General features: G+C 65.2%; 18 protein-coding genes. 9 read left to right on the forward strand and 9 right to left on the reverse strand.

Annotated elements, in window-relative coordinates; genetic code table 11:
* The first annotated feature begins 40 nt into the window (after window positions 1-40).
* The 6 genes from Q1U94_RS06280 (at window position 41) to Q1U94_RS06305 (ending at window position 5,006) form a co-directional block, all read left to right on the forward strand.
* On the forward strand, window positions 41-1,282 hold the full coding sequence (locus Q1U94_RS06280; RefSeq protein ID WP_300542781.1) for a type III PLP-dependent enzyme: 1,242 nt from the start codon (window positions 41-43) through the stop codon (window positions 1,280-1,282).
* Entirely contained in the window at window positions 1,279-2,325 is a 1,047-nt protein-coding gene (locus Q1U94_RS06285) for a deoxyhypusine synthase (RefSeq protein WP_300542782.1), read from the forward strand. The genes Q1U94_RS06280 and Q1U94_RS06285 overlap by 4 nt, the downstream gene beginning before the upstream one ends.
* Before the next feature lie 506 nt (window positions 2,326-2,831).
* Complete coding sequence (locus Q1U94_RS06290; RefSeq protein ID WP_300542783.1) at window positions 2,832-3,167, forward strand: GIY-YIG nuclease family protein; 336 nt, start codon at window positions 2,832-2,834, stop codon at window positions 3,165-3,167.
* 404 nt (window positions 3,168-3,571) lie between these two features.
* Window positions 3,572-3,952, forward strand: coding sequence for a hypothetical protein (locus tag Q1U94_RS06295; RefSeq protein ID WP_300542785.1), 381 nt, complete (start codon window positions 3,572-3,574; stop codon window positions 3,950-3,952).
* Window positions 3,953-4,062: 110 nt separating this feature from the next.
* Window positions 4,063-4,704 (forward strand): MarC family protein, encoded by a 642-nt coding sequence (locus Q1U94_RS06300; RefSeq protein WP_300542786.1) that lies wholly within the window; start codon window positions 4,063-4,065, stop codon window positions 4,702-4,704.
* Between the two features lie 113 nt (window positions 4,705-4,817).
* Window positions 4,818-5,006 (forward strand): hypothetical protein, encoded by a 189-nt coding sequence (locus Q1U94_RS06305; protein WP_300542787.1) that lies wholly within the window; start codon window positions 4,818-4,820, stop codon window positions 5,004-5,006.
* On the opposite strand, the gene aguB is transcribed toward Q1U94_RS06305, so the two are convergent.
* From aguB to Q1U94_RS06325, 4 genes are all read right to left on the reverse strand, one after another.
* Window positions 5,003-5,860: an N-carbamoylputrescine amidase gene (gene aguB, locus Q1U94_RS06310; protein ID WP_300542788.1), complete on the reverse strand. Its 858-nt coding sequence runs from the start codon at window positions 5,858-5,860 to the stop codon at window positions 5,003-5,005. The genes Q1U94_RS06305 and aguB overlap by 4 nt on opposite strands.
* A gap of 5 nt (window positions 5,861-5,865) precedes the next feature.
* Window positions 5,866-7,041: a serine hydrolase domain-containing protein gene (locus Q1U94_RS06315; protein ID WP_300542789.1), complete on the reverse strand. Its 1,176-nt coding sequence runs from the start codon at window positions 7,039-7,041 to the stop codon at window positions 5,866-5,868.
* A gap of 3 nt (window positions 7,042-7,044) precedes the next feature.
* A complete protein-coding gene (locus tag Q1U94_RS06320; RefSeq protein WP_300542791.1) occupies window positions 7,045-8,079 on the reverse strand; it encodes an agmatine deiminase family protein in 1,035 nt (344 codons plus the stop codon).
* Between the two features lie 102 nt (window positions 8,080-8,181).
* Window positions 8,182-11,388: a TonB-dependent receptor gene (locus Q1U94_RS06325; RefSeq protein ID WP_300542792.1), complete on the reverse strand. Its 3,207-nt coding sequence runs from the start codon at window positions 11,386-11,388 to the stop codon at window positions 8,182-8,184.
* A 328-nt stretch (window positions 11,389-11,716) separates the two neighbouring features.
* Between Q1U94_RS06325 and Q1U94_RS06330 the strand changes: the two genes are divergently transcribed.
* Window positions 11,717-13,288: a glycosyltransferase family 39 protein gene (locus tag Q1U94_RS06330; RefSeq protein ID WP_300542794.1), complete on the forward strand. Its 1,572-nt coding sequence runs from the start codon at window positions 11,717-11,719 to the stop codon at window positions 13,286-13,288.
* On the opposite strand, the gene argC is transcribed toward Q1U94_RS06330, so the two are convergent.
* From argC to Q1U94_RS06345, 3 genes are read right to left on the reverse strand one after another with little or no spacing between them, the layout of a single operon-like run.
* Window positions 13,285-14,214, reverse strand: coding sequence for an N-acetyl-gamma-glutamyl-phosphate reductase (argC, locus tag Q1U94_RS06335; RefSeq protein ID WP_300542795.1), 930 nt, complete (start codon window positions 14,212-14,214; stop codon window positions 13,285-13,287). The two genes, Q1U94_RS06330 and argC, sit on opposite strands and share 4 nt — an antisense overlap.
* The gene (locus tag Q1U94_RS06340) at window positions 14,211-15,545 is read right to left on the reverse strand and encodes an acetylglutamate kinase (protein WP_300542797.1); all 1,335 of its coding nucleotides are present in this window, start codon (window positions 15,543-15,545) and stop codon (window positions 14,211-14,213) included. Before Q1U94_RS06340 ends, argC begins: the two co-directional genes overlap by 4 nt.
* Window positions 15,542-16,552 (reverse strand): N-acetylornithine carbamoyltransferase, encoded by a 1,011-nt coding sequence (locus Q1U94_RS06345; protein WP_300542799.1) that lies wholly within the window; start codon window positions 16,550-16,552, stop codon window positions 15,542-15,544. Before Q1U94_RS06345 ends, Q1U94_RS06340 begins: the two co-directional genes overlap by 4 nt.
* 189 nt (window positions 16,553-16,741) lie before the next feature.
* On the opposite strand from Q1U94_RS06345, the gene kdsB reads away from it, so the two are divergent.
* On the forward strand, window positions 16,742-17,521 hold the full coding sequence (gene kdsB / locus Q1U94_RS06350) for a 3-deoxy-manno-octulosonate cytidylyltransferase (RefSeq protein ID WP_300542800.1): 780 nt from the start codon (window positions 16,742-16,744) through the stop codon (window positions 17,519-17,521).
* Window positions 17,521-18,150: a histidine phosphatase family protein gene (locus Q1U94_RS06355; protein ID WP_300542801.1), complete on the forward strand. Its 630-nt coding sequence runs from the start codon at window positions 17,521-17,523 to the stop codon at window positions 18,148-18,150. Before kdsB ends, Q1U94_RS06355 begins: the two co-directional genes overlap by 1 nt.
* Here the strand turns inward: Q1U94_RS06355 and Q1U94_RS06360 are convergent.
* Together Q1U94_RS06360 and Q1U94_RS06365 are read right to left on the reverse strand one after the other, a co-directional pair.
* Complete coding sequence (locus tag Q1U94_RS06360) at window positions 18,147-19,016, reverse strand: alpha/beta hydrolase (RefSeq protein WP_300542802.1); 870 nt, start codon at window positions 19,014-19,016, stop codon at window positions 18,147-18,149. The genes Q1U94_RS06355 and Q1U94_RS06360 overlap by 4 nt on opposite strands.
* Window positions 19,013-20,752, reverse strand: coding sequence for an MFS transporter (locus Q1U94_RS06365; protein WP_300542803.1), 1,740 nt, complete (start codon window positions 20,750-20,752; stop codon window positions 19,013-19,015). The genes Q1U94_RS06360 and Q1U94_RS06365 overlap by 4 nt, the downstream gene beginning before the upstream one ends.
* Window positions 20,753-20,920 lie beyond the last annotated feature (168 nt).

Here is a 20,920-nt window from a genome sequence, read left to right on the forward strand (position 1 = left end):
ATGCCGGATTGGGTTAACTGCCAACAGGGGGTCACGTGAATTGCACACGTACCATACTCCCCTGGACCTGGTCCGCTCACGGCACGTAGAAAGCCCGGTCGTCTGCGCACGTCCGGATCGCGTTGCACAAGCGAGCCACTGGTTCCAGGACAATTTTCCGGGTGAAGTCCTTTACGCGGTGAAAGCCAACCCCAGCCCCTGGATTCTCGGGGCGCTGCACAAGGCCGGAACGCGTTTCTTCGACGTCGCATCGATTCCCGAAATCCAGCTCGTTGCCGAACATTGCCCGGGCGCCCGCATGGCGTTCCTGCATCCGGTCAAGAGCCGCGAAGCCATCCGCCGCGCCTATTACGAATTCGGCGTGCGCATCTTCGCGCTGGATTGCGAGGCCGAGCTGAAGAAGATCGTCGAGGAGACGAATTACGCCAAGGACCTCACCCTGATCGTGCGCCTGGCCGTCTCCAATGACGGGGCGATGTTCTCGCTGGCCGGCAAGTTCGGCGTGCCTGCCTACGAGGCGGCCGAACTGATCCGGCAGGCCCGCGCCTTTGCCGACGAGCTGGGCGTGAGCTTCCATGTCGGCAGCCAGTGCATGCAGCCCTCGGCCTATCGTTCGGCCATGCTGGAAGCCTCGCGCCTCATCGTGCAGGCGGGCGTCACCGTGGACATCGTCGATGTCGGCGGCGGCTTCCCCTCGATCTATCCGGGCATGACCCCGCCGCCCATGGACGACTACATCGCCGCCATCGAGGACGCCTTCGAGGAAATGATGGTGCTGGAGAACGCCGATCTGTGGTGCGAGCCCGGCCGGGCCCTCGTGGCCGAGGCCGAGAGCGTCCTCACCCGTGTCGAACTGGTCAAGGGCGATGCGCTCTACCTCAATGACGGCGCCTATGGACGCCTGTTCGACGCCGCGCATGCGAAATGGCCCTTCCCCGTGCGCGTCCACCGCGCCCGCGGCGAAACCGGTGCGGATACGGCCGCCTTCCGCCTGTTCGGCCCGACCTGCGACAGCATGGACGCCATTCCCGGCCCGTTCGACCTGCCTGCCGACATCGCCGAAGGCGATATCATCGAGATCGGCATGCTGGGCGCCTACGGAACCGCCCTGGCCACCGATTTCAACGGGTTCGGCACGATCGAACACATCGCGGTTGAGGATATGCCGTGGCCGTCTATGTTCGAGGCCCAGCCCGGCAAGGCCGACGACACGGAAGAAACGACCGTCATTTCCTTCGCCCGTGCCCGCCGGCGCCGCCCCAAGCTTAGGAGACGCGCATGAGCGACACCTCGAACCGCAAGGCCGAGCTTCTCTCCTCGCCCATCGAGCATATCGACATCACGGCCTTTGACGGCCGCGAACTGGTCGATGCCTGGGAGAAGATGTCCTTCACCTCGCGCGATGCCGCCCGCGCCGCCCGCATCCTGCAGGCCGCCGTTGCCGACCCGGACTGTTCGGTGATCCTCACCCTGGCCGGATCGACCTCGGCGGGCGGCTGCATGCATGTCTGGCGCGACATGGTGCGCCACAACATGGTCGATGCCATCGTCTCCACCGGCGCCTCGATCGTGGACATGGATTTCTTCGAGGCGATGGGCTTCAAGCATTACCAGGCCCGGGAAATCCCCGACGACCGGGTGCTGCGCGATCTCTATATCGACCGCATCTACGACACCTATATCGACGAGGAAGAACTGCAGGCCTGCGACCACGCCACGCTGGAAATCGCCGACATGCTGGAGCCGGGGCCGCGCTCCTCGCGCTCCTACATCAAGGCGATGGGCAAATGGCTGGCCGAAGGCAACGCCAGGAAGCCCGGCTCGCTGGTGCAGGAATGCTACGAACAGGGCGTGCCGATCTTCTGCCCGGCCTTTTCCGACTGCTCCGCCGGTTTCGGCCTGGTCAAACACCAGGTCCAGCGCATGAAGGCGGGCCAGCCCTATCTCTCGATCGACAGCGTGGCGGATTTCCGCGAGCTGACCGACATCAAGATCAAGGCCGGCACCACCGGCCTCTTCATGGTCGGCGGCGGCGTGCCCAAGAATTTCGCCCAGGACACGGTGGTGTGCGCGGAAATCCTCGGCGAGGACGTGCCCATGCACGCCTACGCCGTGCAGATTACCGTCGCCGACGTGCGCGACGGCGCCTGCTCCTCCTCCACCCTCAAGGAAGCCTGTTCCTGGGGCAAGGTGGACGTGGCCCTGGAACAGATGGTCTTCGCGGAAGCCTCGACGGTCGCCCCGGTGATCGTGTCGGACGTCTATCACCGCCGCGCCTGGGAAAAGCGCCCGCGCCACCGCTACGGGGACATGTTCGGGGACTGAGGTTTCCGGGCATGGATGGAATGAATAAGCCCCGGTGCGCTGCGCCGGGGCTTTTTTGATTGTGGCGACGCGCACACCTTCCCTTCACTCCCCCTGTCATCCCGGCCGGATGGCCCGCGAAAGCGGGCCGCAGAGCCGGGACCTATACGCGCCGGTCTTGGCTGCACGCAGACTCGATATCGGCGTCAGCTGGACGAACACCGGGATTATGGGTCCCGGATCTCCGCCCGGCTCGAGGCCGGGCATGCGTCCGGGATGACGCGGGTGGAGGGTGAAGATGGGAGCTTGGTGTGTGGGCGAACTCCACACAGCGGATAGAGAAACCTCCCCTTTTCCCCCAAGCATTTTTCCCGGCCGGAGCCCGGCCTTGAGCCGGGCGGAGCGCCGGGACCAACGGGAGACTCATCGCTCAGAACGATCTTCGGTCGGTCCCGGCTCTGCGCCCCGCTTTCGCGGGGCATCCGGCCGGGATGACAGATGATGGTATGCAATTTATAATTGCATGTATGGATCACAGCTACTTCGTCTATCTGCTCGCCTCACGCCGGCACGGCACGCTCTATTGCGGCGTGACCAATTCCCTGTTGCGCCGTGTGTTCGAGCACAAGACGCGGCAGGTGCCAGGCTTCACGGTAAAATACCGGGTCGACCGTCTCGTCTGGTACGAACCGCACGAGGACATCAACGAAGCCATTTCGCGGGAAAAGCGGATCAAGCGCTGGCGCCGGCAATGGAAGGTCGAACTGATCGAAGCCGCCAATCCGGACTGGAGCGACCTCTATCCCGCACTTGGCGGTACCGACCCGGCCACGCTGGCCCCCGAGAACCTGAGGAACTGGTAGCCCTTCTCCCGCCTCGGCCGCAAGATCGTTCACCAACTTATCCCCACCCCTGCTCGCCTCCCCCATAATCCCCCCCGTCCTCGCATCGCTCGAGGCCCGGATCCGGTCGGTCCGGGGGTGCGGGGAGTACGGAGCCTGTCCGTTGCTGCCGGATTGACCACGGCAGCGGCCGGCGGGGCCATCGGCGGGGAAGGGCGATAAAGAGGCTCGATCGTCCGTCCACGCCGGTTTCGAGAGGGGGCCGCAAGGAACCCCGGTAAATCTCCGTGTGCAGGATGCCTCCGGCGCCACGCACTGAAACCCAACAGACCGGCTCCGGCCGGCATCCTGCACTCCTCATCACGCCAGGCGGAAACGCCGTGGCGCTTCCGGTGCACATCCCGAGGCAATGCAAGGAGACCGGCATGTCGAACAGACGCTCGCGCAAACAGCATAACGGCGGACATCGCCGCCGCAGGTCCGCCGGTCCGGTACCGGCCGGCCCGCCGGACACGGCGCTTCCGCCCGCCCTCCGGCGGCTCATGCCCGACGGTGTCCCGCCCGACCAGGCGGCGCGGACGGCGATGGTGTGCGGACAGGTGGCGCTGTCGCAGAAACGGATGCGCCAGGCGGAACGCTGGCTGGCAATTTCCGCCCGCTTCGTCAGCCTCGGCCGCGGTTTCGACGCCCTGGACCGCCTGAACGAACGGGAGGCGCTCCAGGCCGAAGCCCTGGAAGCCTTCGCGGATCTCTGGGCCCTGCAGGAGGCGGCGCCGGCCGGACCCGCCGGCGCGCGCGATGCGTAACGGCCATACCCGCGTTTGTGCATGCCAACCCTGCAGAGCCATGCGCGAGAAAATCCGTGACCTTGCGCGCCATGAACGCTATGCGGGCGGCCAGGAACAGGACTGACCCCATGATGGAACTCTTCACCTCCGCCCTGGTCACGTTTTTCGTGGCCGTCGATCCGCCCGGCGTGGCGCCGATCTTTGCGGCACTGACCGAAGGTGCGCCCAAGGCGCACCGCCGCACGATGGCGATCAAGTCGGTGGTGATTGCCTCGGGCGTGCTGCTGGGCTTTGCCCTGGGCGGCGCCTGGCTGCTCAATGCCATGCACATTTCGCTGGACGCCTTCCGGGCGGCCGGCGGCGTTCTGCTGTTCCTGATGGCGCTGGAGATGATCTTCGAAAAACGTACCGAGCGCCGCGAGGAGCGGGCCGAGGAAATCATCGGCGAGCACGACAATCATCCCGAGCAATGGGACGATATCTCGGTCTTCCCGATGGCTATTCCGATGCTCGCCGGCCCCGGCGCGATCGCGACCATGATGCTGTTCATGTCGGACGCCAGCGGCCTGGCCGAACAGGGCGTGATCCTGGCGGCGGTGGCGATCATCCTGGTCTTCTGCCTGGTGGTCTTCCTGCTGATCGGCCCGGTGATGAAGCTGATCGGCGATTCAATGGCCGCCATGATTACCCGGATCCTCGGCGTCATCCTGGCCGCCCTGGCCGCGCAGTTCATCCTCGACGGCATCCAGGGCGCCCTGATGGGCAGCTAGTCCTGCACGCGCCCGGCCCTCCCGGCCGGAAACCAAACGTTAGCCACATCGTGCCATGATGCCGGCTCAACAGGCCGCCAGACGGTCGAATGCGGGGGGTGATGGAGGATTGCATGGGCATACGCCTGACAATGCTGCTCGCCGCAGCCATGATCGCGGCCGCCGGACTGACGGCCTCCGCCTGGAGTCTGAGCCAGGGCCAGCCCGACCAGGCCATCGCCTTTGGCTGGCCACCCCTGTCCATTGCCATCCTGATGGCGCTTCTGGTCCCGTCAGGCCAGCGTTCGGCCCCGAAAGCCTAGCCGCTGCGCGGCGAGAAGAAGGGCGCGTACAGATCGGGCCGCCGGTCGCGGAAAAAGCCCCAGGCCGCCCGGTGGCGCTGCAGGAAATCCAGATCGAATGTGGCGCTGACGACGCCCGTCTCCGACCGGCCGAGCTCGTCCAGCTTTTCGCCGGTATGGTCGGTGACGAAGGACGAACCGTAGAAGACCTGCCCCTCCTCGTCGCCGATCCGGTTGGCCGCAATCACCGGGATAACATTGGATACGGCATGGCCCTGCATGGCGCGTTGCCAGCGGATGGCCGTATCCAGGCTGTCGTCATGCGGTTCCGACCCGATGGCGGTGGGATAGAGCAGCACTTCCGCACCCAGCATGGTCATGCAGCGGGCCGCCTCCGGGAACCACTGGTCCCAGCACACGCCCACGCCGATCCGCCCGAAACGCGTATCCCAGACCCGGAACCCCGTATCGCCGGGGCGGAAATAGAATTTCTCCATATAGCCCGGCCCGTCCGGAATATGGCTCTTGCGATAGACGCCCAGCGGCTTGCCGTCGGCGTCCAGCATGACCAGGGAATTGTAGTAGTGCGGCCCGTCGCGCTCGTAGATCGAGACCGGGATCACCACGCCCAGCTCGGCCGCCAGCGGAGCGAGTTCGGTGACGCAGGGATGGTCCAGCGCCGGATAGGCGGTGGCGAAATAGCGCTCGTCCTGCACCTTGCAGAAATACGGTCCCTGGAAGAGTTCCGGCGGTAGGATCACCCGGGCACCCTGCCCGGCCGCCTCGCGCACCATCTCCTTCACGGTGGCGATATTGGCAGCCATGTCGGTGCCGAACGCCGCCTGCAGGCCGGCCACGGTGATCGTACGTGCCATCGGCATCAATCCTCTTCGATCCGCTCGGTCAGCCACTCGCCCGGCCCGTCGCCGGTGCGCAGGTCCATCACGGTGGGCCACAGCCACCAGGCCGGCCGGTTGTCCGAATTCCACAGCGCCACGAAGGCAAATCCGGTGGCCGGCTCGAGCACGATCTGGGCGCCATAACCGGACAGATAGCCCGAATGCAAGACCAGGGTGCGGCCTTCCCAGTCATAGATGCGCCAGCCAAGCCCGTACCAGGTATTGTCCACCCGCTGGCGCAGATCGCCCAGGCGGCGGGTTTCGCGCAATGTCTCGGTCAGCGGGCTGTGGATCCGGCTGCGCACACTGTCGGCCAGCCCGGGCCTTGTGCCCAGCTGGACCTGGGCCCAGACGATGAGATCGTCAAGCGAGAGATTGACGCCCGAGGCCGAGGGGATGCGGTCATAATGTGTATCGGGATCGCCGGGCCGGTTCGATACCCGGCGCCAGCCGCTGTGTGGCCGGGCCCAGGAGGGCGCGGAGGTCAGCGCATCGGCCCCGAGAGACGCGCCGGGCAGGCCCAGGGGCTCGATCAGGCGGGTGCGAAGCACCGTTGAGAAATCCTCGCCCGTTGCCGTCTCGACTATGCTTTCCAGCGCCGAGAAGGCCACGTTCTGATAGGTGTAGCAATCTCCCACCGGACACAGCAGATCGACCTGGGCCAGGCGGCGGCGGATGCGTTCGGGCGACTGGCCCGCCTCCAGGTCAAGATCATAGGCATTCGGCGGCAAGCCGGTGCGATGGCTGGCAATCTCTTCCAGAGTCGGCTGGCGGCTGCCCTCAAGGCGCAGCACATCGCCGGGCACCGGTGCAGCAAGATCGACCAGCCCCTCCGCTTCCAGCAGGCCCAGCAGCGTGCCCGTGAAGGTCTTGGAAACGGAGGCGGCGCGGAACAGGGTCCGGCGCGTCACAGGTTCACCGGAACCGGCGGCGGTTTCGCCATGGGTGTAGACGAAGACCGGTTCTCCGTTCTCGATCACCGCCGCAACCAGGCCGACGACGCGACGGTCGGCCATGGCGGCGTCCAGCCGCTCGCGCACCGTGTCGAGATAGGGGTATTCAGGGCGTGCCGACGGGCTGGCGGCGTCGTCCCCGGCCACCGCCGGTGGCAGGACCAGAACCGCAAGACACAGGGCACTCAGGACGGATCGGAACAATCCTCACTCTCCGGGCTGGTGACAGGTCACACAATGAAAAGCCCCCCCGCCCGTCAGTATGGCACGCGCGGACGATCCGACAATATGATGATGCGGAAACAGCGGCCGCAGGCCGCGCAGGGCCGCCGCCTCGCTCGCGGTACCATAGGTCGGCACCACGACATTGCGCGGCCCGATCACCCAGTTCATGTGGCTTGCCGGCACGATCCCGCCATCCCCCAGATCGACCCGCCCCGGCGAGGGAATGGTGTGCACCTGAAGCCGGCGTCCCTTCGCGTCGGTCATGCGCGCCAGCTGACGGGCAATGGACGAGAGGACCGCGGTCTGCGGATCGTCACCGCCCGCCGGCGCCTGGCAGATCACCACGCCCGGACGCGCGAAACGGACGATATTGTCGATATGCCCGTCGGTATGATCGGCCTCCAGCCCCTCATCGATCCAGAGCACCTTCTTCACCCCGAGCGCCGCTTTCAGCCGCGTCTCGACATCGGCTTCGGAAAGGCCGGGATTGCGGTTGGGGTTGAGCAGGCATTGCCGCGTTGTGATCAGCGTGCCGTCGCCGTCGAATTCCAGCGCTCCGCCCTCGGCGACCAGATCGACCCGCCGTTCCCCGGCTCCGGCCAGTTTCGCCATCACGCCGCCGACCGTGTCGTCGCCCGGCAGATCATACTTGCCGCCCCAGCCGTTGAAGACGAAGCGCACGGCGATGTCCCGCCCGTCCTGGCGCAGGAAGACAGGGCCGGTATCGCGCGCCCAGACATCGCCGAACTCGGCCCGCACGACTTCGGCCTTCTGGCCCATGGCCCGGCGCGCGGACGCTTCGGCCTGGGCCGTGGCCGCCAGGATCACCAGATCGAGCTTGCGTCCCGTCTCCGACGGCTGCGTCAGGGCACGCAGGAAGTCTGCGAACTCGGCCTGGGCCGGTTCGAGATCGTCTTCCCAGAGATCGGCGGCCGAGGGCCAGCAGGTGAAGATGCGCCGCACCGGCGCGGTCTCGTGCGGCAGATGGATGGCGTGCGGGACAGGGGTCGTCGTCATGCGCGCGCCTCTAGCACGCTCCGCTGCGCCGTGCGAGCGGCAAAAAGAAGAAGGGCGGCACATGGGCCGCCCTTCCGCAAGATGCTTGTCCTGGATGCGAACCTAGAAGCTGTAGCGCACACCCAGACGGATCGACCACAGCGACGCCCCGCCGACGCGAGACGTCGTGTCGGGATTGTTGAAGTTCGAGTAGACGAACTGGCTGCCGCCGGTGGACAGGAGCGTTGCATCGACCACGCGGTTACGACGCGGGAAGCCGGCCTCGTTGAGGACGCCCCACTCGTCGTTCAGCAGGTTGGTGAAGTTGTCGATGTCCAGGAAGAACTGCGAACGGTGACCTTCCATGAAGCCGGGGAATTCCTGCGTGATGCGCAGGTCGGCCTTGGTCCACCAGCCGCCTTCATGGCCGTTCCGCGGCGCGAAGCCGCCGGCATAACCGCTCAGACCCGCTTCTTCGATGAAGGAGAAGAAGGCATTGGCGTCGATGCCGGACAGGTCCACATTCGGATCGCTCGGACCGGTCGGGATGTAGAGCAGCCAGTTGTCGCCCGAGAGGAAGGGGCTGAAGAAGGTCAGGTCGCCGCCACCGCGGGCCGCCATCGTGTAGCTGAACGGGCGACCGGACGAGGCCAGCGCGAACAGGCCGAACCGTGTTTCATAACCGTCGAAGAACTCGTGACCATAGTTCACGTTCAGGGTGAAACGGTTCTCGATATTGTAGTTCGAACGGGCCGAAATCTCGTCATTGGCGCCGACGAAGGCACGGCTGACATAGTTGGAGAAGGCAACCGACGACGTCATCGGCTGAACGTCCTCGGCGTCCGTATAGGCATAGCCGAAGACCCAGTCGAGGCCGTTGTCGTATTCCTTGGCGACCGTGAAGGAGACGTTCAGCGACTCCGCGTTCACGTCCGTATTGGTCAGCTCCAGCGTGCCGGGGCTGTTGCGGGACGTGTAGATCGGGAAACCGGCCGGACCGGTACGGTCGAGAACCAGGTCGCGACGGGTGATGATCGCGGCGTTGATATCCTGCGAATACAGGATGTCGGCGTTGATCGTGTACTCACCGCCCAGGAAATTATCCATCGGGACATACGCATCATACGTACCGCCGAGGGCGTATTTCCACTCGCCCGGGATGTCGAAGCTCGGATGCAGGTTGTTCATCTCGAAGCCCGGCGAACCCTGCCCGGCCGCAACCGCGTCGATCATGATCTGCGGCACCGCATAACCCGGCGTCAGGCCGTTCGGATAGGTCACACCCGCGTCGAACAGGGTGGAGAAACCGGCGCCATAGAAGATGCCTTCGTTCACACCGAACTGGGAGATGAAGTCCGTCGAGTAGGTGTTGGACAGCCACACATTCGGATCGCCGCCGGAGAAGAGGCCGAAACCACCGCGCAGGGACAGCTGGTCGTTGACGTCCCAGTTGAAGCCGACGCGCGGCTGCAGCAGGTCGCGACCGTCCATGTTCTGGGCGTTGGAGTATCCGTAGGACGCCACGAAATCCGGATTTTCCCTCGGCGTGTCATCGGAGGTGTAGAAGTCGTAGCGCAGGCCGGCGGTCAGCACGAACCCGTTGCCGAAGTCCCACTCGTCCTGGAAGTAGACCGCGTTGGAGGCATAGCCCCAGTCGGCGGCCGCATCGTTCGGATCCAGGCTCGGCGCGTTGTTGTAGTCGATGTCGTCCGGAATACCGTTGCGGAAGTCATCGATACTGTCGAAGTCGAACTGGCCGATCGTGTGCTGGACGAACAGGTTGAAGAAGTCCGTCGCCTCACGCTCATAGCCGAACGAGAAGGTGTGGTTGTTCCAGCGATAGGTGCCGCGGGCCACAAAGTTGAACACGTCGTAGTTCAGCTCATTGGACTGACGGGAGTCATCTTCACCGATGTAGATCGTGTTGCGCTGACCTGTCCCGTCGATAACCGGGTCGTTGCTGTCGGTGATGCGGAACTCGCCGAAACCGTCCTGGCCGATGGAATTCTGGCGGTTGTCCAGCTCGGAGAAGCTGACACGGAATTCCGTCGAGAAGTTGTCGGTCCAATCGGAGTACAGCGAGCCGGTGTAACGGGTCAGTTCCGCACCACGCTCATAGAGGTGGTTGGAGAATTCGAACTCGTTGGCGTCACCGTCGGATTCGGTGATGTTGAAGCCGTCATTGTTCAGGAAGACGAAGTCGGCACGGTGGTTGTTGTTGATCTCCCAATCCAGGCGGAAGAGGATTTTTTCGTCTTCGTTCGGGAAGCTCGACGGCGCAAAGCCCGGATCGTAGTTGTAGACGGTGCGGGCAATGTCGAGGATTTCGTCGAACTCGGCCTGGGTGAAGCCGGCCACTTCGTTGATCGCGCCGGAACCTTCGACACCGCGGTCGAACGTATTGGCACCTTCAAGCTTTTCGTAGGCGACGTAGAAGAACAGCTGGTCTTCGATGATCGGACCGCCGACGTCGAAGCCGTAGCGGGTCTCGTCGAACTCGGCGACGTTCACGTCGGAACCTTCCAGGCTGTCGCCCTGCAGGCTGTCGGACGTGTAGTCGTACCACAGATTGCCGTGGAACTCGTTCGAGCCCGACTGGGTAACGGCGTTGATATTACAGGCCGAGAAACCGCCATAGTACACGTCGAACGGAGCCAGCTCGACGGCGACCTGCGAAATCGCGTCGAACGGGAAGGGCTGGCGCTCTGTCGGGAAGCCGTTGCGGTTCAGGCCGAAACCGTCATTGATGCGCACACCGTCGAGGGTCAGCGAGTTGAAGCGCGAATTGGCACCGGCGCACTGGATGCCGTCGACATCGGCTTCGTCGACATAGATGCGCGGGTCGGTCCGGATCACGTCATTGATCGTGCGGTTGATGGAGGGCAGACGCTCGAGGTCGCGCTGGTCGAACACCGCCGACGGGCCCACCGCAACTTCAACGGCGTTGATGGCCGACGCCGTCACGACGATCACCTCGGTAGCCGCAGCATCGATGGACAGGTTCAGCTCGGTCGCCTGACCCAGGTCAACATAGACGTCTTCGACGCGCTGGCCGGCATAACCGTCGGCAGTCACGGTGACGATGTAGGGACCGCCCGGACGCAGGTTGCCAGAGGAGAAGGTGCCGTTGGCGCCGGACACGGCCGTACGGGCCGAACCCGTCGGAACGTGCAGGACGGTGATGGAAGCGTTGGGCACCACGGCACCGGACGAATCGCGAACGAAACCCTGGATGGAACCCGTGGTTTCCTGCGCATAGACCGCCGCCGGAGCGGCGGCCAGCAGGGCAATCGTCGCCGCGCTGTAGGAGAATTTTTTCATAAATGACATGGAGCATGTCCCCCGATAGGTCGATCAAAAGGGGGCGCCGCCCCCAAATACGAAGCAGGGGCCTCGTACGCCGGCCCTTCGAACTTTCCAAGACGTATACGCGAAGCTTTTGTGACATCCCGGGAGTTCGCGTGGGCAATGCCTCTCGTCTCCGGGTCAGACCAATCGCAAAATATGTGTGTGCACCTGCACAAAACCTCAAAATCCGGGATTTTTTGGCCGCCGGACCCGCAGTTTTTCTCCACGGCCCCCTTTACCGGCCAATGCGAAAAGCGCATAGGCTGCGGCCAAAATGTTACACTTTCAGACCGTTTTTTCGGGACGCCGCATGACTGATTCTGTCCTTTCGACCGACGCCCCGGCGTCCCGCTGGTCTCAGGCCGCCCTGATCCTGGTCGCCGTCTTCGCCACGGCCCGGCTCATCGGGCTCGCCGTCTCGCCCGTCGCGCTCTATGCCGACGAGACGCAATACTGGGTCTGGTCGCGCGAATTCGACTGGGGCTATTTTTCCAAACCGCCCATGATTGCCTGGCTGATCGCCTTGTCGACGGGCCTGCTGGGCGACAGCGATTTCGCGGTGCGCCTGCCGGCGCCGCTGCTGCATTCGGGCACCGCATTCTTCCTGTTCGCCAGCGCCCGTCACCTCTGGGACGAACGCACCGGTTTCTGGGCCGCAGCCACGTATCTCACCCTGCCCTCGATCTGGCTGTCAGGTTTCGTGATGTCCACCGATGCCCTCCTCCTGTGCGCATGGTCGGGAGGGCTGTACGCCCTGCTGCGCCTGCGCGACGGTGCGGGCATGGTGACGGCGGCCGCGCTCGGCCTCGCCGTGGGCCTGGGATTCCTGTCGAAATACGCCATGATCTATTTCGCCGCCGGACTGGGCCTGGCGGTGGTCCTCGACCCGCGCACCCGCGGCGCCCTGCTCGGCCATAGGGGCGTGGTCGCGGCAGCGATTGCGCTGGCCTGTCTCATACCCAATCTGGTCTGGAATGCCGCGAACGATTTCGCCACCGTGTCGCATACCGCCGCCAACGCGAATTGGGGTGGCGACCTCTTCCATCCCGGCGAGATGATCTCCTTCCTGACCGACCAGCTCGCCGTGTTCGGCCCCGCTCTGTTCGTCGTCCTGTGCGTGGTCCTGGGCCTGACCCTGCGCCACATCCGGACCGCCGATCGCGACCGCGTGCTTCTGGCCGTCTTCACCCTGCCACCCCTGCTCACCGTGACGGGACAGGCCTTCATCAGCCGGGCGCATGCCAACTGGGCGGCCAGTGCCTATGTCGCAGCGACGCTGCTGGTCGTCGCCTTCCTGCTGCGCGGCCCGTCCTGGCGGCGTGCGGTGCTGATCGGATCGATCGCCGTGCATTCGGCCATCGGCCTGTTTGCCGCCGCCCTGGCGGCCAGCCCGGCCCTGGTCTCGGCGATCGGCGCGGAAGACGCCACCAAGCGGATCCGGGCATGGCCGGAGACCGCGGCGGCCATCGAGGCCGAAGCCAATGCGCGCGACTACGCCTTCATCGCCTTCGACGACCGCAATGTGTTCCACCAGACCCAGCGCTACGCCCCGCAATTGCAGGACCGGCTGCGCATGTGGATGCGCTACGACCATCCGGCAAACCATGCCGAGGATGTCTGGCCGCTGCCGGAAGCGGTCGGCGGGCCGGTCCTGATCGTTTCGCACCGGCCGCTGGAAGTACCGCGCCTGAGCGACGATTTTGCCTCGTTCGAACCGGTCGGCACCCTGGCCGTTCCGCTCGATGGCGGGATCACCCGCGACTTCACCCTGTGGCGGGCCGAGGGGCATGTGCGCGTGCCGCGCGATGCCGCCTACGAGGCACACTGGCAGGCCGTCGATGCCGAGATCGGCGTCGTGCGCGGCTATAGCGAGGACGGTTAGGCAGCCTGCTCCGGCAGGCCCAGGGCGAGGGTCAGGTTCTGCATGGCCTGCGTCGCCGCACCCTTCAGCAGATTGTCCAGTGCGCTGACGATAACGGCATGCGTGCCGGTCTCATCCAGTGCGAACCCGCCGATCACAGCGCCGGCGCGCCCGGTTCCGTCGCGGACTTCCGGAACGGCCTCCACCACATCGATCAGCGCTTCGCCGGCATAGGCCGTGCGGTAAAGCTCGATCAGGGCCTCGCGGGAGAGCGGTTCGGCCAGCCTTACATGTACCGTCGCCACGAGGCCGCGAAAGAACTCGGCGACATGCGGCGTGAAGCGGATATCGAGGCCGAGATGACGGCTCATCTCGCGCTCGTGGATATGCCCGGTCAGCGCGTAGGGCATCAGATTGCCGGCCAGCGCTTCGGGATCGTTCTTGCGCGAGGGCGTCGTGCCGGCGCCGGAATAGCCCGACACGCCAAAGACATGCGCATCGCCGGCCAGACGGCCGCGAAGCGGCGCCAGCGCCAGCTGGCCGGCCGTGGCATAGCAGCCCGGATTGGCGATGCGGACCGCCCCGCAAAGGCGGTCGCGCCCGTGGATCTCCGGCAGACCGTAGGTCCAGGCACCGTCGAAACGGTAATCCGCCGACAGGTCGACAATGACCGTGTCCGCCGGCAGCGCCCCGACGAATGGAGCGGATGCGCCATTGGGCAGGGCCAGGATCACGGCATCGGCAGGCCGGCCTTCAAGATCGCCGGGGCCGAGCGCTTCGAAGACCAGTTCGCTGGCAATCTCCGGCGCCATTTCTGCAACCGGCGTACCGGCGAATTCGCGCGATGAGGCAAAGGCCAGCTCCATGTCGTCGCGCCCGCCGATGAGGCGCAGGAGTTCGCGTCCGGTATGCCCCCGCGCCCCGATCAGGCCGATCCGCGCGGTCATTGCGGGGCCTCCAGGGTCGGCGGCAGGGCGAAGGCCCTCTCGACCACGGCATGCATGTCGCTGAGCGCGATATCCTCGCCGCGCCAGAACACGGTCCATTCATCACGGCGCACCGCACCGTCGCATTCGTCGAAATAGAAACCGTTGACCGGATTGGAGGTTCGCGAGCGCCAGATCAGACGCGGGGCGTAGTCCACGAGTCGGTGCCAGACCGCCCGGCCCAGCCCCTCCCCGCGCGCATCGTCCAGCACCGCAAACTTGTCGAGATAGATCCAGTCGTCGAGCCGTGTGGCGATCGCAGCGGCGCGATAGCTGTCGGTTACGAAGGCCCGGTCGACGACCAGGCTGTCCCAATAGCCCGCGACCGGTTTGCGGCCGAACGCCTTGGTAACGAGACCATCCAGTTTCGCCAGATCCAGCCCGTCCTTGCTGCCGGCCGACTGAATGCGTTCCCCGCGGCGGATCAGGGTGCCGGCACCGGCATGGGTGAAGAGTTCGCGCGCCAGTTCCGAGGGCCGCGTGATGGAGACCGAGCTCGACAGCGGCAGATCGTCCAGCAGGCGCTTGATTTCCTCGAGCTTCAGCCGCATGCCGCCATTCACCCATTCGGCCCGCATCAGCTCGTCGAAATCGGTGGCCAGGTTGATCGAGGAAAGAATGTCGCCCCATTCGTCCAGCAGACCGCCCGTGCCGGTGAGAAACACGACCTTGTAGGGCTGCAGTGCGTGCACCAGTGCGCGTACGGCGACATCGGCATTGATATTGACCAGACAGCCATCTTCGGTCTCGCCCAGACAGGCCAGGATCGCGGCCTGGCCCGCCCGCGCCGCGGCGGCCACCAGGTCCAGCCGGACACGGCTGGGTTCGCCGACCCGGCCCAGGATGGCTTCGTCGAGAAGTTTCGCCTCGAACACGCCGCGCGGCACCGCGGCGGCGCGGCCTCCGGCATTGCGGATTGCATCGACCAGGGTGAGATTCGCCTCGGTCAGCGTGTCGCGAATGACGGGGATGGCATTCTGGCGCGTCACACGCAGCCCGTTGACGCGCTCGGTCGCAATCCCCGCCGCATCGAGCGCCGTATCCAGTTGCGGGCCGCCGCCATGCACCACGACCGGGGTCAGTCCCACCGTCTGCAGAAAGGCCAGCGCCGAGGCGAGACCGGCCAGATCGTCCTGGATCACCGCGCCGCCGACCTTGATGACGGCAAAGCGCTCCTGGTCGACGCCGGAGAAGCGGTGCAGGTATTCGCGGATTTCCTTGCCGTCGCGCATCTGCGAGAGCAGTTGCACAATGGTCTGCCGCACGGGCGGCGCCGGTGTCTGGGCGGTCATGCAGCCCCTCCCTGCAATGCCAGCGTCTCCATGACGGCCTTTTGCACGTGCAGGCGGTTCTCGGCCTCGTCGATTCCCATGAAGGCCTCGCTGTCGACCACGGCATCGGCAATCTTCACATTGCGCCGCATGGGCAGGCAGTGGGAGACGACAGCCTTGTTGGTCAGCGCCATCTTCTCCGGCGTGATCATGAAGTCTGCACCCTTGGTCCTGAACGGCGCCTCCTCGTCCCAATTGCCGTAAAAGGGCAGCGCCCCCCAGCTCTTGGCATAGACCACATCGGCCCCGTCATAGGCCGCCTCGACATCGGTGGTGAGCGTCACCGATCCGCCGCCCTCGGCCGTGAAACGCTCGGCCGCGGACATGTAGCGCTCGTCCAGGCGATAGACCTCGTCGGGCACCAGCATGCGAACATTGGCACCGAACTTCGACGCGATCAGAAGGGCCGAATTCGCCACGGCCGTATTGAGCGGCTTGGGATGCGGCACCCAGGTCAGCAGATAGGTCTTGTCCGCAATCGGCCCGATCCGCTCCTGCAAGGCCAGCATGTGTGCCAGTTCCTGGCAGGGGTGGACGATGGTCTCCATGTTGATGACCGGCACGGTGGCGTGTTTCGCGAAGGCGGTGATCATCGGATCCTCGCGCTCGGCCAGCCAGTCCTCGAACCTGGGGAAGCAGCGGATGGCGATCAGGTCGACATAGCGTGAGAGCACCCGCGCAGCCTCGCGCACATGTTCCTCTTCGGCGCCATCCATGACGGCCCCGTCGCCGAACTCCATCGGCCAGGTCGCCCCCTTGGCGTCCAGCACGATGGCATGACCACCCAGCTGGCGGGCGCCGATATCGAAGCTGGATCGTGTTCGCAGCGAAGGATTGAAGAAGACCAGCGCGATGGACTTGCCCTCCAGCGATCGGCTCTTCACGCCCGACTTGAAGGCCGCCGCTCGGTCGAGCAGGCCCTGAAGTTCGTTGCGTGACCAATCTTCGGTGGACAGGAAATGGCGCATTTGTCGTCCTCGCATCGCCTTGAGATGACATGAAAGCACGGCCATAGGACCGGCGGGGCGCCATGTCTACACATCGCCGCGCCGTGCGCACGGGGATTTTGTCGCGTCGGCACAGCATCCCCGCGCCGAATATGGAATTTCCGTACGGATTGTGGAACAAGCCGGACAGAGAGAGGGAGCCCGCCAGACATGTCCGTCATCGCCGTTATTCCGGCCCGCTACGGGTCGACCCGTTTTCCCGGCAAACCCCTGGCCATGATCGCCGGGAAGATGATGATCGAGCGGGTCTGGCGTATTGCCGCGGCGGCGAAAGGCGTCGACCGCGTCGTGGTCGCAACGGATGACCAACGCATTCTCGATGCCGTGACGCAGGCGGGAGGCGAGGCCGTGATGACGGATCCCGGCTGCCGCAACGGTACCGAACGCGCCCTCGACGCCGTGCGGCGCCTAGATAGCGCTGCCGAGATCGTTATCAATGTGCAGGGCGATGCCCCGCTGATTCCGCCCTGGGTGATCGGCGGTGTCGCGGAAACCCTGCGCAACGATCCCGCCCTGCAAATAGCCACGCCGGCCATCGAACTGCCCGCCGGAACGGAAACGATGATGCGCGAAGCCAAGGCGAAGGGGTCGGCATCGGGCACGACGGTGGTCTTCAACAAGGCCATGGACGCGATGTATTTTTCCAAGGCCGTCATCCCCTTCCGCCGCAAGCCCGGCGAGGGCGTGCCCGCGTATCAGCATATCGGTCTCTACGGTTATCGCCGCGATACACTGGAACAGCTAGTAGCCCTGGAACCGACCCCGTTCGAACTGACCGAAAGCCTGGAGCAGTTGCGGGCGCTGGAGAACGGCATCCCGATCCGCATCGTGCTGACCGATTATCGGGGCCGCTCGGCATGGTCGGTCGACGCGCCGGAGGATGCCGTACGCGTCGAGGGGATCATCGCGCGCGAGGGAGAACTGGTCTGATGGCGAAGATCCTGCTCGCCCGGCACGGCAATACCTTTGGTCCGGGCGACACCCCGGTCTGGGTGGGCGCCAAGGAAGACTTGCCGCTGGTGGAAAGCGGAGAAGCGCAGGCAACCGCCCTGGGGGATGCGCTGAATGCGGCCGGACTGGCCCTTGGCCGCATTGTCTGCGGTCCGCTGAAACGGACCCGCCGCGCCGCCGAAATCGTGGCCGGGCGGACCGGCTTTGCCGGCGCGCCCGAGATCGATGACCGCCTGTTGGAGATCGACTACGGTTCCTGGGGTGGCAAGTCCAACGACCAGATCGTCGCCGAATTCGGCGCCGGGGCGCTGGAAACCTGGGACAGGCACCACCGCCGGCCGGACGCGGCCGACTGGTCGCCGGACGAGGCCGTGCTGAAAACCAATGCCCTAGCGGCCATGCGCGATGCGGCGGCGGGCCCGCTGACCCTCGTCATCACATCCAATGGCGTCCTGCGCTACATGCATGGCGCCCTTGCCGGCCCCGGGAGGGGCGCGAAGGTGAAAACCGGGCATGTCTGTGCGGCGGACATCTCCGGCGAAGACGGTACGCGCCTGTTCTGGAACGAAAAGCCCGACGCTGACCTGCTGAAACGGACCTTCGGTTAGTCGACGCGGTCGAGCAGGGCCGATACGGCAGACCAGGCCTCCGGTTCGGTCATGAACGGGGCATGGCCGACATCGGGGACTTCCGCCACGACCAGGTCCGGATTGCGCCGCTTCATCTCGGCCACCGTCTCCGGCAAAAGGAGGTCGGAAATGCCGCCCCGGACGACCACGGTCGGAATGCCGCTGAACGGTTCCCAGAAATCCCAGATATCCGGCAAGGGCGTCCCTCCGTCGATCATCGACAGGAGATTGCCGTCATAGTCCAGCACGACCTGACCGTCCCGCTCGATCCAGGTCTTTTTGGCAAAGTCGAGCCAGAAGGCCTCGTCGTCCGCCTTGCCCGGGAAAGCGGCGAGATTGCTCTCGCGGGTGCGTGCCGCAGCGTCCTGCCAATCGGCCGCCGGCTCGCGGCTGGACGTATTCAGCTTGATCCGGTCGAGACCCTCGCGGGCGATGGACGGTCCGATATCGTTGATCACTGCCGCCGCCAGCCGCCGGGGCTGCATGCCGGCGGCGATCATCGTCATCAGTCCGCCCATGGACGTGCCGACGAAAACGGCCCGGCCGATCCCGAGATCGTCCAGAAGTGCCAGCATGTCGGCCGCATAAACCGGCGGCGTGTACCGTTCGGTCTGTGGATCCGGGTCCGACCGCCCCCGGCCACGCTGCGAGGCGACGATCACACGCCGCCCCTTCGCCGCGATCATCGGCGCCAATTCTTCAAAGTCTTTCACATTGCGCGTCAAACCGTGCAGGCACAGGACCGGCACACCCCGTTCCGTCCCCTGCGCCAGGTAGTCGCGGTAATGCAGGCGCAGCCCGTCCGCATTGGTGAAGAAATGGTCGGTAAACATCGCGTCGGTCATTGGGCGGGTTCGGCCTCCGTGGGCGGCTCGGCTTGCGGAACGGGTTTGAGATCGCCATCGCCTTCCCAGTCGCGGGCCAGATAACGGGCCGCCCAGAACATGAAGAAGGCCGCGACCAAGTAGAGGCAGGCTCCGATGACAATGGAAATGCGCAGCGAGCCGTCACCGAATGTCGGCTGCAGCACGGTCGATATGCGGCCGAGCACATAGACCCCGCCACCAATCTCCAGAAGGTTGTTGATCAGCAGGAAGACCGAAGAGGCGCTGGTCCGCATGTGCGGCGGCATCAGGTGCTGGAAGGCCGAGAGCACCGGTCCGAGCCAGGCAAGGCCGAGCGCGGTCGGAATGAACAGGATGGCCGTGGCCAGCAGCGGCGATGGCGACAGTATCCCCGCCCAGTAAAGCGGCGCGCTGAGCAGGAAGGCCATTGCCGGTACGGTGGCGAAGGCCGAGCGCTTGCTCTTGCCCATGATGTCGCCCATCACGCCGCCCAGGAAAATGCCCAGGCTTCCCGCCACAAACAGCACGCCGCCGAACAGCCAGCCTGTTTCCGTGAGCGAAAGCTGGAAATTGCGCGCGAAGAAGGAAGGCAGCCAGAAGAAGACGCCATAACCCATCATCGAGGATGCCGACGCGCCGAGGATCATCAGCCAGAAGCTCGGCTTTTCCAGGGCCAGCGACATGAAGTCCCGGAATGCCGCGAAGAAGGCCCCCAGCAGAATGCCCGCCACGGCGTGGCCGATGAGCCATCCGATCGCGGCCGCACCGAAGCCCGCGCCGTCAAGCGCCGGAATGCCCCAGGCGACCAGGGCCGAGAGCTGCATCAGCACGGCCAGACCCAGCATCAGGAGCGGCGCGCGCGTTTGGCGGCCGACCCAGATACCGCCCATCCAGCCCGACACGGCCCCGACGACGGCCGCCGCCAGCAGTACCGGCACCGACTGTACCGTTGTGGCGCCGAAGACCAGCATGTTGAACAGGGACAGAAGACTGGGCAGCGCGAACAGGACAGCTCCGGCGATCGAGAGCGTGCGGATCTTGCCGGGGGCGTACTGGCCGGTCTCCTGACGCGACTGCGCGGCACGCGTCGGCACCGTGTCGAACTGGCCGCGCTTGGGCTCGCGCACGATCAGCTTGAAGATCGGCGCCAGCACGATACCGGCCACGCCGACAATGATGAAAGCCGCGCGCCAGTCCAGCGAGTCCGAAATGCCGCCACCGGCGATCTGCGAACCGGCGATGACGCCGAACGCACTGCCCACGGGAATACCCAGTGAATAGATCGCCAGCGCACGGGCCCGTTCCGCGGGCGGGTGGTAATCGGCGATGATCGTGTAGGCCGGTGCCACACCGCCGGCCTCGCCAACGCCGACACCAACCCGGGCCAGGAATAGCTGCATGAAATTCTGTGCGAATCCGCTGATCGCCGTAAATCCGCTCCACACCGTCAGCGCGATTGTCATGATCCAGGTGCGGTTCATGCGGTCGGCAAACCACGCGATGGGAACGCCGAGCGTAGAATAGAGGATCGCAAAGGCAATCCCGCCCAGAAGCCCGAGCTGTTCATCCGTCAGCCCCAGGTCTTCCTTGATCGGAATGGCGAGGATGGAAATGATCTGGCGATCGAGAAAGTTGAACGCGTAGACCAGGAACAGCAGCAGCATGACAACGCTGCGATAGCCTGCACTCGCCTTTGTGGCGGTGCCGGCAGCTCCGCCCTCATTATCTGCCGCCATGATCTCTCCCCTCAGGCGTACCGGTTCTTCGACCGGCCTGATTCCGTCTCAGGTCCGCACCAAACATGAATGGTCATTCAGGTTTGGTCAAACCCCATTTCCGCACGAATGTGATGCGGCCCCTTGTGCATGTCATGCACGAGTGCAGGATGTGCCACAGTTTTACGG

Source organism: Maricaulis sp., assembly GCF_030149515.1.
GTDB lineage: Bacteria > Pseudomonadota > Alphaproteobacteria > Caulobacterales > Maricaulaceae > Maricaulis.

What these genes read in the sequence shown, in the direction of transcription:
- Q1U94_RS06365 (WP_300542803.1), bottom strand. Translation starts at nt 20,752, where the DNA reads ATGGCGGCAGATAATGAGGGCGGAGCTGCCGGCACCGCCACAAAGGCG.
- Q1U94_RS06355 (WP_300542801.1), top strand. Translation starts at nt 17,521, where the DNA reads ATGGCGAAGATCCTGCTCGCCCGGCACGGCAATACCTTTGGTCCGGGC.
- Q1U94_RS06295 (WP_300542785.1), top strand. Translation starts at nt 3,572, where the DNA reads ATGTCGAACAGACGCTCGCGCAAACAGCATAACGGCGGACATCGCCGC.
- Q1U94_RS06305 (WP_300542787.1), top strand. Translation starts at nt 4,818, where the DNA reads ATGGGCATACGCCTGACAATGCTGCTCGCCGCAGCCATGATCGCGGCC.
- Q1U94_RS06285 (WP_300542782.1), top strand. Translation starts at nt 1,279, where the DNA reads ATGAGCGACACCTCGAACCGCAAGGCCGAGCTTCTCTCCTCGCCCATC.
- Q1U94_RS06320 (WP_300542791.1), bottom strand. Translation starts at nt 8,079, where the DNA reads ATGACGACGACCCCTGTCCCGCACGCCATCCATCTGCCGCACGAGACC.
- argC (WP_300542795.1), bottom strand. Translation starts at nt 14,214, where the DNA reads ATGACCGCGCGGATCGGCCTGATCGGGGCGCGGGGGCATACCGGACGC.
- Q1U94_RS06360 (WP_300542802.1), bottom strand. Translation starts at nt 19,016, where the DNA reads ATGACCGACGCGATGTTTACCGACCATTTCTTCACCAATGCGGACGGG.
- Q1U94_RS06300 (WP_300542786.1), top strand. Translation starts at nt 4,063, where the DNA reads ATGATGGAACTCTTCACCTCCGCCCTGGTCACGTTTTTCGTGGCCGTC.
- kdsB (WP_300542800.1), top strand. Translation starts at nt 16,742, where the DNA reads ATGTCCGTCATCGCCGTTATTCCGGCCCGCTACGGGTCGACCCGTTTT.
- Q1U94_RS06340 (WP_300542797.1), bottom strand. Translation starts at nt 15,545, where the DNA reads ATGACCGCCCAGACACCGGCGCCGCCCGTGCGGCAGACCATTGTGCAA.
- Q1U94_RS06325 (WP_300542792.1), bottom strand. Translation starts at nt 11,388, where the DNA reads ATGTCATTTATGAAAAAATTCTCCTACAGCGCGGCGACGATTGCCCTG.
- Q1U94_RS06345 (WP_300542799.1), bottom strand. Translation starts at nt 16,552, where the DNA reads ATGCGCCATTTCCTGTCCACCGAAGATTGGTCACGCAACGAACTTCAG.
- Q1U94_RS06330 (WP_300542794.1), top strand. Translation starts at nt 11,717, where the DNA reads ATGACTGATTCTGTCCTTTCGACCGACGCCCCGGCGTCCCGCTGGTCT.
- aguB (WP_300542788.1), bottom strand. Translation starts at nt 5,860, where the DNA reads ATGGCACGTACGATCACCGTGGCCGGCCTGCAGGCGGCGTTCGGCACC.
- Q1U94_RS06290 (WP_300542783.1), top strand. Translation starts at nt 2,832, where the DNA reads ATGGATCACAGCTACTTCGTCTATCTGCTCGCCTCACGCCGGCACGGC.